This is a genomic window from Blastopirellula sp. J2-11 (genome assembly GCF_024584705.1).
GTDB lineage: Bacteria > Planctomycetota > Planctomycetia > Pirellulales > Pirellulaceae > Blastopirellula.
In genome coordinates, this window is record NZ_CP097384.1 from 5,054,962 (window position 1) to 5,073,842 (window position 18,881).

The window sequence follows — 18,881 nt, forward strand, 5'->3', positions numbered from 1 at the left end:
TTGAAAAGAGCCACCCGAACCAGGTCCGGGTGACTCCGTCATGATCACCAAGCGTTTGCGGCAACTAGTTTTTGGCGCCAACGCGACCTTCAAGCGTCTTGATCGTTTCGCCCAACGTGTACTCCAGGTAATAGTCCTGGTCGTAGGCGAGCGATTCCAAGGCGATATCGAGAGCTTCCTGCGTATCAAAGAAACTCAACGCACGAACTGCTTCCAAGCGAACGCGAGGGTTCTCGTCGTTCACTTGCGATTGCAACATCGCGAGCGGTTCCTCGACCTGATCTCGCCAATAGCACAGGACGCGCGTCGCAGCAGCGCGGGCTCGCGGATCAGAGGCACGCAGCAACTTGGCCAGCAGGTCCTGGTCGACCATGTCAAGATTCTGCTTTACCCAGAGCGCTTCCAACAAGTTGTGTTCGTACAACTTATCATTCGCGTCCAATCCAGCGATCCACTTGGCCAATTCGGCGTCGACCTGTTGAGCGTCACGCTCACGCAATTCGCGACGAACGCGATAACGCGTGCGGTACTCGTACGACTTCAGCAATTCCAACAAATTCGGAATCGACTCGCCGGCGATCTTGGCCGGTTTGACCAAGTCATTGCCGGTGTAGGTGATGCGCCAGATACGGCCATGCGTGTTGTCTCGTTTCGGGTCGCGAACCGAGTGCTGCATATGACCAACCAGCGGGTTGTACCAGTCAACGATGTACAACGCGCCATCCGGACCAAACTGCAAATCGACCGGGCGGAAGTTGAGGTCCGAAGACTGCAACAGCGGTTCGACCGGGTCGGCGGCGAAGCCCGAACCATCCTCTTTCATCTTGTACTGCAACACGCCTTGGAAGCCGATGCAGTTGTTCAGCAGGTAATTGCCTTGGGCCGACTCTGGGAAGTTGCGGCTTGAAACAAATTCGCAACCCGAAGTAGGACGCCACTGCTTTTTCAAAAATTGCTTCATCCCCGGGTGCTTGTTGGGGTAATCGACATCGCCGCTAAAGCCGGCGGCAAAGTAGTTGGCTCCGCCCGATGCGTCGGCGACAAAGTCTTGTCCCCAATCATCAAACGTATGCCCCCACGGATTGGCGAATGAATAGGAAACGAAGATGTCGACCTTGGCGGTCAACGGTTCGTAGCGAAAAACGCCTGCGTTTTTAACACGCGATGGACCGTACGGAGTTTCGATTTGCGTGTGGTGGAATGTTCCTTCCTGGAAGTACAACGCGCCGCCGGGTCCCCACGTGAAGGCGCTCAGCGAGTGGTGCGAGTCGGCCGAGTCAAAACCGTGCAGCAGATAGGTTTTGACGTCCGCTTTGTCGTCACCGTCGGTATCCTTCAAAAAGATCAAGTTCGGCTGAGCAGCGACGTAGGCGCCGCCATCCCCCAACTCCAAACCGGTCGGCAGATGCAGACCATCGGCGAACACCGTCTTCTTGTCCGCTTTGCCGTCACCGTTGGTGTCTTCAAAGATCAAGATCTTGTCATCGACCGGAGTTCCCGGCAGATACATCGGATAGCTTTCCATCGTTGCGACCCACAAACGCCCCTTCGCGTCGAAAGCGAACTGAACGGGGTTACGCAGTTCCGGAAAGTCTTGCTCCGAAGCGAACAGATTGATCTCGTAGCCTTCCGGCAACTTGAAGCTTTTCAGCGCTTCTTCGGGCGTGTCAAATGAGATCGGACGATCGACATTGGATTCGATTTTGGTGAACTCACCGGTACCCGAATCTTCGATCTTCGCCGGAACATCTTTGCCGGCGGCGACCGCCCAGATACGTTGATCGCGCACTGCGATCATCTTGCGGAGCTTTTCAAATTCGGCCGGAAAGTTGACGACGCCAAACGGATTCTTCCGTCCGCCGTAAATGTAAAAGCCGTTGACCGCGCGATGGTCGTAATAGAATTGCAGATCTTTTTCAAAGACCTCGGCGTGCAGCTTCTCCAGATCGCATTTGTATTTGGGCGCCGCGCCAAACAAACCGGCGTCCAGAACTTCGGCGAACGCTTTGTAACCGTCATCGTTCAGATGAACGGTGTTGATCGTCAGATCGGTGTCGGCCGCCAGCTTTTCTTTCATCGGAGCGTAAACGTCGACAAACACGACGTTGTTCGCTGCGGCGATCTTCTTCATCGCGGCGGCGTACAGTTCAATGTTCTTATTGTTCACTTGGCCGTTGGGCAACGTGCGGCTATGCAGATCTTCGTTCGGGATCGGCGAGACAATCACCAATTGCGGCGCTGATTCGCCGTTGTACTTGGTGGTCGAAGTCGTTTTGACGAACTTGGTGAAATCTTCTTCAAACTTCGGCAGTCCTCCCGGTCCGGCGAACGATTCGTTGAATCCGAAGAAGGCCAAGATCACGTCAGGCTTGTGATCTTCAAGATTGTGGCCATGATCTTGGAAATCTTTGCTGCGGGGACGCAGTTCGATTTCGTCCGCCGACCAGCCCAAGTTGCGAACCTGCAACTCTAATTCTGGAAAGCGAGCCTGCAACAAGGTTTCAAATCGCGGATAATACTGCATCCGCTCGGCTAGGGTGTTGCCGATATAGACGATCTTGTCCCTTTTTTTCAGCTCAAGCTTCGATTCGGCTCGAACCGCGCCGGCCAGCGAAATCGCAGCGGCGAACAGGGTCAGGGCAAATAACTTCGACGCCATCTTCATGAAATACTCTGCTCCGGCAATGTAGAAAAAAGGACGAATCGCACGGCGGCGAGGTCGTCGGGAGGGGGGGCCAAGTGTTGGCAGGAACGATGCGACCTGCGAACCCTCTCCATTGGGGTGGGGGACACAATTCTTCTATAATAACCTACCGCGCCAGCACGGGGGAAGCGTCGGCGACCAATTTCGGGCGGCTGGACGGCGGACATTTTCAAGGCGATGTCTGAATCAGCCGTAAAATTGCCGCAAAACAACAAAGTCCGCCGTCGGCTTGATAGCGCACCATCGTACTTTTCCGATCGAAGGCGACTCTTACCACGAGTTCGCGTTTAGAGCGCCAGATCATTCCCCGAAATTGGGACAAGAAGCACAAACAGCGGCTCCACGCCGATCTGTGCGAAAGAAATCATGCAAATTGGTTAATTCGTCGCCGCTTGCCCCACTAGATGCGGCTGGACCCAAGGAAGTTGATCGGCGTGCTGCTGCAAAATGCGCAGCACTTCGCATATGGTTCCGGGATGCTTATTGAGATGCGTATGCGTTGCAGAAACCATCACTTCGGTATCGACGCCTGGCAAACGCGCACTGGTTACCGGCACCACGCCATCCGAGGCGCCGTCATGAATGGACCACCAGCCTCGTCCGATGATCGAATGTTCACGCACTTCCGGCGCGACGTCCAAGTCATAGATTCCCTTCAAGATCAAACTATCGGGCTCCAACAAGTCAATGCTGGTTGGCGGTCGGCGGCGCAGCTCTTCGCGAAATGCGGCCGGATTCGCATTCACTATTTTCTTATGCTCTTCTTCCCGATGCTCTACCCCTTCAATCACCAAGGAGGTCGCTTGCCCCAAACAGCGCCGCGCCCACGAAGAGCCTTGGTGCGGCGTCGCGATATAGACGACTTCTTTGACGTAAGGGGTCGCCGAAAAGAAAAAGCTTTGCTGCAGCCGGAGGCGCTCCTTTTTTGGCGCGACGACTTCTTCGATCGGCACAAAAGCGGCATGTTGCCAGAGCGTATTTCCGCTGTTGGCGGCCAACAGCTTGGCGATCAGGCCCCCCATGCTATGCCCCACCACCACCATGTTATCGAGCGCCGGATCGGTCCCGTCCGAATCACTACATTGAACGGCGCAGTCCAACTGACGCCGCAGTACGGCCGCCGATTCTAAGAACGGTTCGTCGGTCGGATATTGAAACGCCCAAATTTCGTATCGCTTGTGCAGTTCGGGATACGCATAGAATTCATTGGCCATCGCCGCCCAGGTGTACGGCGCCGAAAGCAAGCCATGCACAAACACGACCGGAATGCGACCCGGCTGATGCGGCTCTAGCATGAACAACCCAGCTGGCGGCGGATCGGATCTGCCATGATGGGACGAACGCTGCATCTCTTGTTGCGGGTGACTCAAGAGATAAGCGAACAGCGCTGTCCAATCGGCGGCGAGCACCGTTTGGCATTCGCGGAATTCAACATCATCATTTTCATCCGGATTGAACAACTGCAGCGAGCCGACCAAACGTTCGACATGCGTTTCGCAATCAGGCGTCGGCGTATCCATCTCGACTTGGCATTCGTCATCTAGTGGACGAAGCACCGCCGTTGCGTTAAACGGAGTTTTCGACGGCAAGAATTGATCGTCAGGCCGACGATGACGGACAATCACTAACGGCACTCCCAATCCAGGGCGTTTGTAGTGATGCAGCAGATATTTCGAATGGTAGTCTCCGACCACATTCCACTCGTCAAATTCATCGGCCCGCCAGGTGAACCCGGCGTATTCGATCTCGAGCACCCGAAAGCCGTAGTCTTCCGGTATTTTGATCCGAATATTCTTTTCAATGCGTCCCGTCACCGCCGCGATATGAATTAGCCGCGCCAGGCTCGAATGATAAATTTCCCAAGCGCGTCCCGTCTTCTTCGAAATATCATTCTCCGCCGGCGCCGTCTGCAAATAGTCCCACGCTCCTAGTATCGAGTCGAGATACAAGCTCATCGCATGCTCGTCGATCTTTCGATCGGCGTCGACCGCCATCGCGTAATAGCTTTCGGCCAACAGCAACCGATCGTCGCGCGGCGGGGTTTTCATTTCGATTTCGTATTCAGCAATCGGCGCAGGCTGGATCACGCCGTCGGGCAACGGCTGCGGCATGACCGGTTCGCCCCACTGGGGATTGCTGGGAAGCGGAGTCGGCGTCTCTTGATCGATCGGCGGCAGACGCTGCGGCCCCGCATTGAGGTTTGGGTTACGCCAAAATCCGCCGTCGTTGGGCAAACGGGGAGGGAGATCGGCAGGCTCGACATCGGGAATGCGCATCGCATTGCCCGGCTCGATCAATTCTAAGGTCGCTGCGCACGGCACGACGCTAAAGCAAGAGGATCGCGGAGCCGAAGCGGGATCGGGATCGGCCATGATCGGCGGATTCCAGCGACCGCGACTGTGAGAAAGGCAGCCGGTTTGCATGGCGCAGAGCACGACGGCAATCGAGGCGATGCTCGTCGCGGCGTTGATCCTCATGATCTGCAGCATGCTTCCTACTCCGAAAGAATAACCGAGCAACGCTACCTCACCGTTAAGAGGGACGCAAATTTTCTTCCCTACGATTTCGGAGATCTTTCTACAATCGGCGCCAATCTTACCGACATTACCGGTCATTCCGCTTGGCGCTTCCCTGGTTGCTTCTCTCGGTAAGGCGCGACAGACTCGTGCAAAGGTGATTTCGTTTCCAGCGAAAGGGACGCATGTGACGGTACGGTGGGGAATATTGGGGTGCGGCGATGTCGTCCGTAAACGGGTCGCAGCCGCGATCCAAGCGGTCGACGGCTGCGAACTGTTGGCCGCCTGTCGCCGCGACGCCGACTCGCTCAAAACGTTTTGCGACGAATTTTCGGTTCCGCGCGGATATCCGTCCGCGGATCAATTGCTCGCCGACGAAGAGATCAACGCGGTCTATATCGCAACTCCGGTCCATCTCCACTTGCCGCAAACGTTGGCGGCGCTGGCCGCCGGCAAGCATGTGCTGGTCGAGAAGCCGATGGCCCTGACTCCGACCGAGTGCGAGTTGATGATCAACGCGGCGAAAGAAATCAATCGCACCTTGGGGGTCGCCTATTATCGCCCGTTTTACCCGGCGATCGAGCGCCTGGGCCAATTGATCCAGACCGGACAACTGGGCAAAGTGCTGGCGGTGCAAATCGCCTGTTCAGCGCCGATTGTCCTGGAGGAAGATGGCTCCCTGCCCTGGCGAGTGAAATCGCAAGAAGGAGGCGGAGGGCCCGTGATGGATGTCGGCAGCCACCGGATTGACGTCCTGCTGCGGCTCTTTGGAGACGTCATCGACATCCGAGGAATCTGCTCCCGCAAGTCGCCCGACGCGGTCGAAAATGTGGCGACCTTCGCGCTCCGTTTCGACGACGGGCCCCAAGCCAGCGTCACCTGTCTGTTTGACGCTGTGCATGATCCCGATTCATGGACCGTTATTGGAACGCAAGGAATCGTCGATGCGACGCCGCTCAACTCGGGCCGGTTGGTGATTCGCACCTGCGACGGTGATCAGGTCGAACATCATCCTCCGCACGCGAACTACAACGTGCCGTTGATCGCCGACTTTGTCGCCGCGATTGAGGAAGGTCGTCCTCCGCACGTCAGCGGCGAAGATGGTCTGCGCGTCAACGAAGTTATCGAGCAAATCTATCGCGACGCGCGGTAGCCAACTTAGCGACTCGCTTCAAATCGGAACCGTACGATCGTCCCTTCGCCTGGGACGCTGGACAATTGTACGCGGCCCCCCAGTAATTTCGCACGCTCACGCATGCTGACCAGTCCAAACCCTGTGTTGCCGATTGCAGTGGAATCAAAGCCAAGTCCCCAGTCGCGGACTTCAGCGTCAATTAAGCCATCAACATGACGCAGGCGAACTCGAATCCGTTCCGACTTGCTATGTTTGCTGGCGTTGTAGATCGCTTCTTGCAATATGCGGAACAACGCCGTCTCTTCGGTGGAAGTAAGACGTGGAAAGCTCTCGTCGAAATGGAGTGAAACCGGAATATCAAAATAGGCGTGGGCGCTGGCCAAGAACTCATCGATCGCCGCCGGAACGCCGGCTTCTTCTAATCCCGCTGGCTGCAGTCCCCCGATCAATCGGCGTGCTTCGTCGATCGATTCGCGTAGTAAGCGTTTGGCCTGCCGCAACTCGTCATTCTCCAAGGCGGACGCCTCGATGTGCATCAACGCTCCGGTCGCCAATTGCACGAAACCATCATGGATTTCACAGGCGGTCAGTCGTTGCTCGGTTTCCAATTTCCGTACCATTGCACGCAGCGCCTTCGATTCTTCTCCGCTGGACGCGGTCCCCGACAAAGACGCCGGCGAAAGTCGATGCGCCAAGAATCGCGGCTGGCCTTGTCGGTCGAGAATCGCCTGACCTCGATCGCGCAACAATCGCCAACCGCCATCACGTCGACGAACGCGAAAAAGCAAGTCGAACGATTGTCGTTTACCGATTGCTTCATCAACCGCCGAAATCGCTCGCACTGCATCTTCGGGATGAACCAACTCGAGCAAGGAGAGATCATGATCCAGGAAATCGTCCAACGCGGCGGGCAGCAACGATGATATCGCGCCAAAGAGGCAAATCGCTGTCCAGCGAGTATCGACTTCCGAAATGTAAAGCGATTCGCCAGGACTGGCGGCGATCGTTTCCAGAAACGCGTTTATGCCACCGCTTGCATCACCTTCCGGTCGATCCAGTCGTGAGATCAACTCGTTAATTCTCGTCACTTGGCTATATTGATTGGCGGCGTCCGTCGTCACAGAGCAAACTCCTCTTGAAAATGGACTGGTCCTACTTACCCAATCGGAATCGAACGAAGGAAATGTCGATGGCAACCGATCTATCGCAGCTCATGGATCACCTCAACAGCGGCGATGTGTCGCTTCGTCTCGCTGCTTGTGAAAAATTGGCTCAAATCGGTCCCGAGTCGCGTAGCGCTGCAGTCCCGCTGTGTCGTTTGTCGGCCGATCCCGATGAGTCGGTTCGAGAAGCGGCCGTGGGCGCGTTGGAAACGCTGGAATCTCCTTCGCCCGAGGATGCCCCGGCCCTCGCGCAGTTAATGGCTTCATCCGCTGCCGATGTTCGCTTTTGGGCGGCCACACTGTTGGGCCGACTCGGCGAGTCCGCAGCACAGCATGCGTCGGAACTACTTGCTGCGATTACCAGCGATCCAGCGATCGCAGTCCAACAAAAAGCGGTCTGGGCGATCGATCAGATTGGCGTGCGAACCGCATCTGCAAAAGCGGCTCTGGAACAAGCGGCGAAGTCGACTGACCCGCGACTGGCTCGCTTGGCGACCAAAGCACTCGCAAATATGTAAGCGATTGGGTCGAAGGATCAAGACGCATCTTACCGCAGTCTCAATATAGGTTTGGCGAGATTCCATACATATAGGGGGACAGCGATATCGCGTGAAATCCAGCGATTATCCGAATCTAGCTTGCTACCAATCGACTAATCGGCTTCTTCGACTGCGCTATTTGCGCAATCGGCCGTCACCCGTTCGAACTCGGCTTGATAGTCAGGGTGATTCGTCCCCAACCATTGATCCCACAGATTGAAATAGAGGCCAAAGTTCGAGCTCACGCAGCGGTGATGCATGTTGTGGTGAACACCGGTGTTATGCCAGTTGGAGCAACGCCTTCGCAAAAACCAATGGGGAAATAGCTCAAATCCCAAGTGCCCAAATACATTCATCCCTGTCATGTAAAGCATCCAAAAGACGACCGTCAGCGGATGCATCGGCAGGAAAATTGCCACGATTGGTAATACGATCGCTTGGATGAACGCTTCCACTGGATGAAAAGCGAACGCCGCCCAGGGAGTTGGGTTGTGGCTCAGATGATGAATGCGATGCACCTTGGAATAGAGAAACTTGGTATGCAACAATCGGTGCGTCCAATAGAACCAAGCGTCATGGAGGAAGATCATCGCAACGACTGAGAACCAAAAGTAATAACTAACGAGCGGATTGCCGCCGTAGTAAAACTGCAATACCCCTGCGACTTTGCCCAGATAGACGATGACGCCTACGCCGGCGAAAATCGCCAGCGACGCAATGCTGTAAAAAATCTCCCGGCGAATCTCGGGCATTGCAGCCAGCTTCTGTTGAATCGGCGTCAACCAACCTGTTCGCCGTAATAGGACGTAAAACAGCAGAAACGCCCCGCCGGCGGCAACCAGATAACGAATCAAATTGGTTACATAAACCGCCGCAAATACGACTGGAGCACGCGCGACAACCTGCGAATTCCACCCGCACAACCAATCGATCGCGACAATCGCCGCTGCTAGTGTCGCCAGACTGATCAACCAAGGAGCGACCGTTTTGACGAACGGGACGAAGATCGGCTTATTTCGAGGTTTCGCCCCCTGCTTCTGATTCTCCAGGGCGGCGCTGGCTGGCCCGACATGCTCTGTTACGACGCTCATAGCTCCCTCGAAATAGTCGTCAGACGGTGCGATAGATTTGATTCTTAGCGAAAGCTCCCGTTTCGCCAATCGCAATCGACAATCTTACCCATACCACTTACTGCTACTGCGTATCGTGGCGGCTCGTTTCAGGATCGGAAAAAACAGGCGATAATTCTCGTTGTGCCGCAGACTCGCGATAAAGTCGCCATTTTTCAAAAGCAGCGATCCGCTCTTCTTCTGAGGTGAAACCGACTGTCGAATGGAGGTAAAGTGAGATCGGATTGGGGACAAGTCGCGTTAACCCAAATTCATACGGATCTTGGCCTTCCAAATGTATTGCGGCCAACAGCGCGAAATCACGGACCTGTCGTTGCAGCGGCTTTTCTCCTTTCGACGCGGGAACATTTGCAAAACCGCCAACACTTTGGTCAGCAGAACTTGAGTCGTTAAACCGGCTTTCTAAATAGGGAAGTTCGCTCCGAGAGCCTAATTTGGCGATCGCCAACATCCCCAAAGCAATCGGAAGCTTACCGAGGCCAATTTCGGGCATCGTTTCACATTCGGCGATATACTCCTTCGCCAATATCGTTCCGCTGCGAAGATTAACCCGCATCGCAGTGAAGAGAATCTGCAAGCGCAAGTCGTGCCCCAATTCCGGCCGCTTGACGCTTTGGGCGACCCAGTTGTCAAACAACTGCCTCTCGACGGGTGACTTGACCGAATCTCGAATCGCCAGCGGAGTCAACTGTTGCACGACTTCCTTGTAAGTTTCACTGCTCACTTGCGAAGATGAATCACAAACGAACAACAGCATTGCCACATTCATTGTCGAAGGAACCGTGCGCATTTCCCTATTCTTGCACTGCGCGATTAATTCTGAGGATCGCTGACGAATCGCCTCGTCGATTTGATCCGGATGACGGCCAATATAGCTCAGCAGGTTCCATTCTTTTTCGGCCATCCGCGCGTAGTTTTTTCGTGCGGATGGGCTCGAATTCGCTATTTGGCAGTACTCAGGCCAGAAAGGAATCGCCTGGTCATCTCCAGCGAGAAAAGCCGTAATACGATCGCGTTTGTCCTTTTGCAAAATCGCGTCGATCAAGTATTCAACCTGCAATTGCACATGCGCGTCATCCGACTCCAGGCCTTGGCGCAGTAAATCGATCGCTTCCATGCCAGTTTCAATCAACTGCCGAGCGGCCTGCTCGCGAAGTGCGAATTTCTCGTCGCCCAACTGTTGTACAAGCAGTTCTACTTTCGGATTGGTCGGTGTTGCGTCATCGGCACGCACTGGCTCGACACCGCTCAAGATGATTGGCAACGCAACCCATAGCAAGCAGCGAAAAATCATGGGACTTGACCATCGGCAGAAGAAGACGGAATCAAATCGGCATGCAATTGAGTACTGGGACTGTTTGTATTGGAGCTTGCCTTCGCGACCTTTACATTTTTCAGTTCAATGGGCGGAAGGATGTTCTCTCCCTGCGTGATCGTAATTGTCAACGGCGAGTTTTCAATTGTGTTATAGACGCCTTGAAGACGATCTGTCGACTTGCTTGGATCGAAGGGCCAACGCATGGTAATCGCATAGGTTCCGATCGGAGCCCCATCGTTGGATTCATAAGTCATCACGCGATAGTCGCCGTTCGCATCGACAATCCCCCACGGTTTTGAATTCCGCGAATCAAACGGCGTTTCTAATGGATTCAAAATGACAAACAAATTGACAGGGGATTCGCCGTTGACCGTAACTTTGCCGCGAGCTGGATGCGTTTCGGTTCGCCAGTCTTGCGACGTATTGCACCCGATGAAAAATAACGCCAGCATGACCGGCAGATATCTCCAGGCGGTGAAGGTCACTTGAAAAAATGTCGTTATTTTGGACATCAGAAGTCACCTCCAACCACTTGACCATCGTTGCAGGCCGAGAGATAGCTGAAGACGTAGATGTCCATACTTTCCGAAAGGAAATGGACCGAACCGTCTCCCATCGTCGTTTGCACGCCGCCGGTGTGAAACGAATACGGAGTGTAAATGTAGGCGTTGGTAATATTGATCACGCCGCCAACGCCAGCATAGTTGTTCACGTCATATCCGCCCATGTCGACGCATTGCACCTGCATGTGCTGAGTGCCGGGAGGAGCGATCCAGGGACTGCCGCCGGGCAACGGAAACGGATACTCGACTTTCCTCTTCCCACAGTAGTATTCGGTTCCACCTGCTTGCTCGTGCATGAGAATCGAGTGAGACAAACCATCAGTGGCGTTACGAAACTGCGAATTCTTGCGGTACGGGAAGAACGTATCCCCCAACTCCTCAGTGGGATCGTCAATCGACGGCGCATTCGTGCGAAACAGATAGTCGGATGTTTGTAGACCAATGAAATCGCTAGAGAAGATAATTATTCCCAATGCTTTTCCACCCTCCGGAGAGCTGGGACAAACGTATGCTTTCGGCATTTTCCCCTTCATCGCATCCTTATTGGCGACCGCATCCCAGCTCATCTTGCTGTCGTACGTATCGGCAAGCGCCGACTGCTCGATATATGGAAGTATCGCAACCAATGGAGGCGCGCTGTTCACGCCGGCCCCCGCACGGGGCAATGCCGAGAACGCGTCATGGTAGTAGTGAAATCCCAAGGCGATTTGTTTTAGATTGTTCGTGCAATGGATACGCCTGGCCGCTTCGCGGGCCTGTTGTACTGCCGGCAACAAGAGTCCAACTAAGACGCCGATAATCGCGATCACGACTAGCAGTTCGACCAACGTAAAACCGCGGTTTTTGCGACCGGGCGAATGAATTTCCATCGACACTCCCTTCACTTCCAACTTTGAATATGGATGAAACCAGCTCACGGACCACGTCAATGAGACGAACGAAGTGGTGACAACCGGCGATAAAAAATGCTTGGGGACCGGCTGTGGAAGAAAGAAACAGCATGTCCTATTCCGGGCATCCGCGTCGCCCACGTATTTTGTCCGCTCCGCCACAACTGCAGCGCCGGTGAATCGCCTTATTTAGTTGGTGGTAGTGGACTTATGTCTCAACAGATCGCGCTGCGTCACCGATAGAAATTGCCCGCGAAAAATTGCCGACTACCCGCCGTAAGTGGATGATGTTTGCGCTACGGCATCGTCGCTTGGTCAGTTTGGCGAGAATGAGGCGGTTTCGTGCGTAATCCGTGAGCAAATTTGCCAAGAATTTAAGCGAATCCTCTTTTATTGGGAAAACTGACGATAGACGTCAGGCGTAACGCCGTATTCTCGACGAAACTCACGAATCAGATGCGAGCGATCATAGAAACCGCAACACTTGGCGATTTCACGAAGCGGAACTTGCCGGCTATAGACTTGCAATAGTTCCAGTGATTTATCGACGCGCGTCTTCGTTAGAAATTGATTCAGCCGTATTCCAACTGTTTGATGGAAAAGTCGTGAAAAATGGCAGCGACTGACCCCAGCAACTTGCGCTAAGTCAGCAAGGCGAATGGGTTCTTCGAGATGGGCATGGATGTAATCGATGACTTGATTTACGGCGTTTGGCCGGAGACGATCGTCGGTCGTCAATTCTATTTGTTTGATTTTTGCGACCCGTAATAGTCGTTCCAAGACTGCGTCGAAGATTTGATCGGCAATTAGTCGCCACTCGGCGTTGTGCGGCTGACGACAATGTTGTCGCAATTGCTTCAGCAATGTCTCTAGACCTGCATCACGAAATGAATGCGTGTGCAAAATCTCTGGCATAACTGTCTCTTGGCCCAGCATCTCACTGATTCTCGCATTGGCGACCGATTTGCGAATGAGAAATTTGATCGAATGAAACGGGCCCCAGCCATTACATTTTCGAGTGCGACTCGAATCCCCAAAGAGCATGTTCCCCGGCTGATTCGGTCGCTTGTAGATCCCAGCGCCGATATCGTAAGTAATGGAATCAAAAGAGTTAGAATTGATCAGCACCGACAGATAGTAGGACTCGTCGCGCGAAGCTGGATCACCAATCGCCTCGGTGATCAGCGTCTCGGAAAGGTCCCATTCATGGTTGGGATCATGAAACCGATCAGCGGCGATAATGCGATCACGCATTTTCCCCGGCAGATTGCGGACGACTTCCCACTGCCAAAACTGGGAGGAAATCGCCCCCTTGGTCATCCACATAAGCTGATCTAGATTCTTCATTTGTCGCAATTAACCCATGGTCGTGGCGATCGACGAAGCCTGGGACACGAGTCCCCCCCCGCAATACGGTCGTATCGCTTGCGGCCTTTTCCAAGAAATCTTCTCCCCCCATATACGGAAGCAACATTCGTACCCATATTAACTTTTTTCGATTTCGCGACTCTTGCAAAAGGGTGGACCGCGCATAAAAAAAGCGGCCCGAGTCGAAACTCGGACCGCTCGCTTACCACCAGGCCAGGGACCTCGATCCTGCCATCAGGCTTCGAGGAAGCTGGACGATCTTGGCCTAGTTACTAGGCGCCGCAACCACAGTCGCTTTTGCAACCGCAAGGAGCCGGGCAGCAAACCGTCACGGGGACGGTCTTGCAGACCACTTTCGGGACGCAACGCGTCACGGTGTAGGCTTCTTTACGGGGCACGCATTTGCAAACCTGGATGGTCTTCGTGTAGTGGACCGGCTTGCAGACCGTGTAAGGCACTTGCTTAACGCAGGTTTCGGGAACCATTTTGCAGACGGTGTAAGGAATTTCCTTCGTCTTTACTTCACGTTCCATGTGGCAGACCTTGTAGGTGCACACTTTGGTGTGGGTTTCCGGAACCATGTGGCAGACCTTGTACGTGCAGGTCTTGGTACGTTGTTCCTTCACCATGTGGCAGACCTTGTACGTGCAGGTCTTAACACGGGTTTCGGGAACCATTTTGCAAACCTTGTAGGTGCAAGTTTTGGTGATCGTTTCCGGCACCATCTTGCAAACCTTGTAGGTGCAAGTCTTGACGTGGTTTTCCTTGACCATGTGGCACACTTTGTACGTGCAGGTCTTGGTGCGAGTTTCCGGAACCATCTTGCAGACGGTGTACGGGCACTCTTTCTTGATCACTTCGCGTTCGTACTTAACGCAGTTGATCGTCTTTTCTTTAACTTCCGGAATCCAAACCTTTTTGCAGCATTTGCGCGGCGGGCACTGAACTTCGACGACTTTCGTCTCACCAGGGCAGTAGACGCATTTGCAGCAGCAAGGATCCCAAGTCCAGCAACCCGGCTCTTGGACGCACTTCTTCACGACCGGACCAGGAATTTCGGTAACTTGCGTTTCGTAGTGACCGCAATTGATCTGGATGGTCTTGGTGTAGTGAACCGGCTTGCAGACCGTGTGACAAACTTCACGGGTCTTCGTTTCGTAGACCGGCTTACAAACGGTGTAGTTAATCTCTTTGGTCTTGGTTTCCCAGACCGGCTTGCAAGTCGTGTAGCAAATGTCTTTGGTCTTGGTTTCCCAGACCGGCTTGCAAACGGTGTAGCAGATGTCCTTGGTCTTGGTTTCCCAAACTGGCTTGCAGACGGTGTAGGTGATGTCTTTCGACTTCGTTTCCCAAACCGGCTTGCAGACCGTGTAGCAAATCTCTTTCGATTTGGTTTCCCAAACCGGCTTGCAGACCGTGTAGTTGATCTCTTTGGTCTTCGTTTCCCAGACCGGCTTGCAGACCGTATAGGTGCAAGTGCGGACTTTGGATTCGTAGACAGGTTTGCAAACGGTGTAGGTGCAATCTTTGTAGCGCGTTTCCTTTTCGTAACGCACGCAATCGATTGTCTTGTCTTCCATCACCTTGTCGTACACCGTCTTGTAGCAGGTAATTTCCTGCTTCTCGTACTGGACCTCTTTGCAGGTCTTGTTGACCGTGTAGCACTGTTGCTTGCAGCACTCGTAGCTAACGGGCTCGCAGCAACAGCAGTTACGGAAGCTGAACAGGCCGCAATAGCCGGCTTCAGCAGTTGTTACCGAACTTACGGTCAGCAATACCGCAAGCACCGGCGCCCAAAGAAACGCTCTCATTTCCAATTCTCCTTAGCTGACAGAATCGCTGTGTGTTGTGACAAAGGGCCTGGCCTGGTTTGGCGATGCGCTCGCCGTGTCCTTTAGCCCCAAAATCCGAAAAATCCGTGCAGAATCCTCCGACCGCTCCAGATGATCCTTGCGATAAACCTGGGGACTCAGCTGTCGCATGTAGTCTTCCCAGTTATCCCAAGCATTACCTGGATGTCGTAACTTATCGTCAATCTGGGACGGCAGCTTGAGATAGTTCGACTAGATAAAATATCGACAACAAACAAACCGGGAATATTGGGCAACGTGAAACGCTAGCATTGCAGGGCCATCCGCCACAATCGAAATAAGTCGCACATTAGGCGCACCCTCCTCCCCTTCTTAGGAAAATCCCAAACATCACCACTTGAAACGCACTCAATTTCCTTGACGAGGGTTTGCCGTAACGTAAGTACTAGAAGCGGATCGCAATTTCGCGTCGCAAGTAGAAAACCGTACTTACTTTTGCCGGGCGGCAAGTAAATCGCAGGAGACAATTCCCCATGTCCAATAAGAAACACCTTGGCTTCACGTTGATCGAAGTCTTGATCGTGGTCGTGATTTTGGCTGTTTTGGCCGCGACGGTGATTCCGCAATTCACGGATTCCACGGAAGATGCGAAATCAAGCAGCGTGAAGTTCAACCTTCACACGCTCCGTTCCCAGATACAGCTCTATCGAGCGCAGCACGAAGGCAATTTGCCGAACGCCACACTCGACGAAATTCTTGTCAAAACCAACGTCGACGGCACGACCACGGGATCGCCGACCTTGGGACCGTATCTATCGAAACTGCCGGTCAATTCGTTCACCAATTCGGCGACCATTAAAGCAATCACCGCCGTTCCGACCGGGACCGACGTCACCGAAACGCACGGATGGCTCTATAACACCACCAACGGCAATATCTACATCAATCACGAAGACATGCTGGACGAGTAATCGCTTGCCCGGCGCGGTAGTACAGAATGTCGAATGATAAAAGCCGCTTGGCCTCCCTTGGTCAGGTGGCTTTTTTCATTTCCTAGGCGCCGTTGGTCATCCTCGCCATCTCGCCGTTCAACCGCCGAGCTCTCTTGGGTTGCCTAGAAGGAACCCCAAGCGATAGAGTAACGGTAGAAATAGCAGGAACCCGCACGTCCCCACCGATGTGATGAGCAAGTCGAAAGACAAAAATAAACAGACGGCTGATGCCGTACCGAAGGCTGTCGTCAGCCGTTTAAGCCTGTATTTGCGAGAATTGCAGCGACTACAGCGCGACGGAGTGGTAACGACTAGCAGCACGCAACTTGGGCAACTTCTTGGATTTACCGACGCCCAAGTACGGAAGGATCTCGCGCATTTCGGTCACTTTGGCTACCCTGGCGTCGGCTATCGCTGCAGCGAATTAGTCTCGGCAGTCAAGCAAATCATCGGCACTGATCACACTTGGCCCGTTGTTTTGGCCGGCGTCGGCAACCTTGGGCGCGCTCTATTGGGACACCGAGGATTCGGGAACCAAGGTTTTGACATCGTCGCAGCGGTCGATTCCGATCCGCTCAAGCACGGCAAGACGCTCGATGGCATCGAGATCCGTCCTATCTCGCAATTGCCCGAAATCGTCTTGGAACATGACGTTCGTCTGGCAATCATCGCCGCGCCGGCCGCCGCCGCTCAAGAAGTCGCGGAACGAATTGTTTCAGCCGGAATTTGCGGTATTTTGAACTTTGCCCCGATCACGCTCCACTTGCCCGCGAATGTCGCGGTTTCAAGCGTGGATTTGGCGATTGAGATGGAGCAATTGTCTTTTGCGATGACGAACCTTCGCCCGCCCGAAGACCTCCTGTCCAATGAGGGGCCTGTGGTTGACTGAGTGGGCTACTTGTCGACCAGCCGGCTTGTTGGTTAAGATAGCCCCTTCGCATTTTTACCCCCTAGTGTAATGGTAACACTACAGTTTTTGGCACTGTCATTCGAGGTTCGAATCCTCGGGGGGTAGCTTTCTTCGAGACGCCGATTTCGGCGTCTTTTTTTTTGCCAATGTTTCTCGAATCGGCGTAACCTCAACCGAATCTTCGGAATCCAAAGTGTCATCCACCCGGTCTTCGATGGCGTCGCCCCTTCTTCTGGGGCAGTCTGTCCGTCGAGCTATTTTGGGGGTCTCGATGACCGAGAAAATTTGGCACTTGAAGAACTGCCGTATCTTCGAGCAGTTATCCGCCGCAGAAATCGAACGACTCGACGCATGCTCGCGCGTCCGCCGTTTCACCAAGCGATCTCCGATTTACCTACCCGCCGAACGAGCGGATACGGTTCTTCTGCTCGCTTCTGGCCGTGTAAAAATCTGCCATTTAACCCCAGAGGGGAAACAGTCGATCCTGGCTTTTATTGAACCAGGCGAACTGTTTGGCGAACTTTCGATTCTGGACGGCGAAGTTCGCGACGAATACGCAGAAGCGGTCGAAGCGGCGATGATTGTCTCGATTCCCAAAGAAGCGATGCACGAACTGATGGAGTCGCGCCCTGGGCTTTCTATCGGCGTGACCAAACTGATCGGACTTCGTCGTCGCCGCATTGAACGACGCGTGAAAAATCTGCTCTTCCTGTCGAACCGCGACCGTTTGGCGCATTTGCTGTTAGAACTTGCCGAGAGTTACGGCAAACGTACCGAAGATGGCGTCGAGCTCGGAATTCGGCTATCGCACCAAGATCTGGCGAACATCGTTGGCAGCACCCGCGAAACGGTCACAGTTGTTCTGGGCGAGTTGCAGAACGATGGCTTGGTGAAGGTAGGTCGTCGTCGCATTATTCTCCGCTCGATGCAACGGCTGGCGCAAAGCGTTCAAGCGCCAGAGCCGAAAATTCCTGAACCAGTCGAAATCACTCGTCAAGAAGCGTCGCTGCGTCTTGGCTTTAGTACGTAGCGATTTACCGCGAAATCATCCCTATTCGTAGGACTTCGTACCAATTCCTCTCCTCTTTTTGCGTACGATTGGGTAGCCTTCTGTTGCAAACTACCTGGGGCCGATTTCCATTCGCATGAACGAGCACGACTCTGAATCTTGGCGTCCCTGCCGAGCCGGCGAACTAGCCGAGGTCGCGAAAAGTCTCGTTGCGCTGCGCCGGCGACGTCTGGCCCTGCAAACAGTTGGTGGTTTGTGCTCCGTCTTTTTGGTGATCGGCATCGTCCTCTGGCTCGGTCCGGCTAGCTCGCTGCCGGTCTATGCAAGCATCACTTGCAGCGAGTGTCGAAACCGGATGCCCGCTTATCGTTCGCATTCGCTCAGCACCAGCCAGCGTCGGATGATGGACGCCCACTTTAAGCATTGCGACGGATGCAAGGACCGATACGACGCACAAACGCGAGAACAAAGCAACTGCGACAACCCCGCTGATTGCGAACAAGGCAATTGCAACTTATTAGAAAACTGCAAAGCGATGGAGTCTCGCCAAGCTTCCAATTGCATGTCCTGGCGATGCCAGGTACTGACCTGCAAAGCCCTGGAGCCTGATAAGCCCTTTCCCTGCAACGGTAGGGCGAAATCGATTTCGCCCCCCTGTGACCGCCAGCCTCTCTAGCCGATCCCTCAAAAAACGATCGGGCGGGACGAGGGGGGGAATTCGCCGCTCGCCCGACCGCTTTGCTGAATCCTTCCACCTATTCTCTTCAGGGCTACGACCGACGTCGGCGAACTTTCTCACCTTCACGACAGAAAAGAACGGCCAAGGGTTTGAG

15 protein-coding genes are annotated in these 18,881 nt (G+C 54.0%); 6 read left to right on the forward strand and 9 right to left on the reverse strand.

From position 1 onward, the window contains the following. Positions 1-64 precede the first annotated feature (64 nt). A complete protein-coding gene (locus tag M4951_RS19940) occupies positions 65-2,665 on the reverse strand; it encodes a PVC-type heme-binding CxxCH protein (protein ID WP_262023385.1) in 2,601 nt (866 codons plus the stop codon). Positions 2,666-3,081: 416 nt separating this feature from the next. Next, positions 3,082-5,193, reverse strand: coding sequence for an esterase/lipase family protein (locus M4951_RS19945; protein WP_262023386.1), 2,112 nt, complete (start codon positions 5,191-5,193; stop codon positions 3,082-3,084). A gap of 184 nt (positions 5,194-5,377) precedes the next feature. On the opposite strand from M4951_RS19945, the gene M4951_RS19950 reads away from it, so the two are divergent. Beyond that, positions 5,378-6,373: a Gfo/Idh/MocA family protein gene (locus tag M4951_RS19950; RefSeq protein ID WP_262023387.1), complete on the forward strand. Its 996-nt coding sequence runs from the start codon at positions 5,378-5,380 to the stop codon at positions 6,371-6,373. 5 nt (positions 6,374-6,378) lie between these two features. Here the strand turns inward: M4951_RS19950 and M4951_RS19955 are convergent, their stop codons facing one another. Then, the gene (locus M4951_RS19955) at positions 6,379-7,476 is read right to left on the reverse strand and encodes a PAS domain-containing protein (protein WP_262023388.1); all 1,098 of its coding nucleotides are present in this window, start codon (positions 7,474-7,476) and stop codon (positions 6,379-6,381) included. 68 nt (positions 7,477-7,544) lie between these two features. Between M4951_RS19955 and M4951_RS19960 the strand changes: the two genes are divergently transcribed. Further along, positions 7,545-8,036 carry a HEAT repeat domain-containing protein gene (locus tag M4951_RS19960; protein ID WP_262023389.1) on the forward strand — a complete coding sequence of 164 codons (492 nt, stop codon included), beginning with the start codon at positions 7,545-7,547 and terminating at the stop codon, positions 8,034-8,036. A 134-nt stretch (positions 8,037-8,170) separates the two neighbouring features. On the opposite strand, the gene M4951_RS19965 is transcribed toward M4951_RS19960, so the two are convergent. From M4951_RS19965 to M4951_RS19990, 6 genes are all read right to left on the reverse strand, one after another. After that, a complete protein-coding gene (locus M4951_RS19965) occupies positions 8,171-9,148 on the reverse strand; it encodes a sterol desaturase family protein (RefSeq protein ID WP_262023390.1) in 978 nt (325 codons plus the stop codon). Between the two features lie 103 nt (positions 9,149-9,251). After that, the gene (locus M4951_RS19970) at positions 9,252-10,481 is read right to left on the reverse strand and encodes a hypothetical protein (protein ID WP_262023391.1); all 1,230 of its coding nucleotides are present in this window, start codon (positions 10,479-10,481) and stop codon (positions 9,252-9,254) included. After that, positions 10,478-11,017, reverse strand: a complete 540-nt coding sequence (locus M4951_RS19975) for a hypothetical protein (protein ID WP_262023392.1) — start codon at positions 11,015-11,017, stop codon at positions 10,478-10,480. The genes M4951_RS19970 and M4951_RS19975 overlap by 4 nt, the downstream gene beginning before the upstream one ends. Next, a complete protein-coding gene (locus M4951_RS19980; protein ID WP_262023393.1) occupies positions 11,017-11,937 on the reverse strand; it encodes a DUF1559 domain-containing protein in 921 nt (306 codons plus the stop codon). Before M4951_RS19980 ends, M4951_RS19975 begins: the two co-directional genes overlap by 1 nt. A 411-nt stretch (positions 11,938-12,348) precedes the next feature. Beyond that, positions 12,349-13,284, reverse strand: a complete 936-nt coding sequence (locus M4951_RS19985) for an AraC family transcriptional regulator (protein ID WP_262023394.1) — start codon at positions 13,282-13,284, stop codon at positions 12,349-12,351. A gap of 314 nt (positions 13,285-13,598) precedes the next feature. Further along, entirely contained in the window at positions 13,599-15,137 is a 1,539-nt protein-coding gene (locus M4951_RS19990) for a hypothetical protein (RefSeq protein ID WP_262023395.1), read from the reverse strand. A 533-nt stretch (positions 15,138-15,670) separates the two neighbouring features. On the opposite strand from M4951_RS19990, the gene M4951_RS19995 reads away from it, so the two are divergent. The 4 genes from M4951_RS19995 (at position 15,671) to M4951_RS20010 (ending at position 18,724) form a co-directional block, all read left to right on the forward strand. Next, a complete protein-coding gene (locus tag M4951_RS19995) occupies positions 15,671-16,108 on the forward strand; it encodes a type II secretion system protein (protein ID WP_262023396.1) in 438 nt (145 codons plus the stop codon). Between the two features lie 211 nt (positions 16,109-16,319). Beyond that, positions 16,320-17,018, forward strand: coding sequence for a redox-sensing transcriptional repressor Rex (locus M4951_RS20000; RefSeq protein WP_262023397.1), 699 nt, complete (start codon positions 16,320-16,322; stop codon positions 17,016-17,018). 292 nt (positions 17,019-17,310) lie between these two features. Continuing rightward, positions 17,311-18,069 carry a Crp/Fnr family transcriptional regulator gene (locus M4951_RS20005; RefSeq protein ID WP_262023398.1) on the forward strand — a complete coding sequence of 253 codons (759 nt, stop codon included), beginning with the start codon at positions 17,311-17,313 and terminating at the stop codon, positions 18,067-18,069. Positions 18,070-18,184: 115 nt separating this feature from the next. Then, the gene (locus M4951_RS20010) at positions 18,185-18,724 is read left to right on the forward strand and encodes a zf-HC2 domain-containing protein (protein WP_262023399.1); all 540 of its coding nucleotides are present in this window, start codon (positions 18,185-18,187) and stop codon (positions 18,722-18,724) included. Positions 18,725-18,881 lie beyond the last annotated feature (157 nt).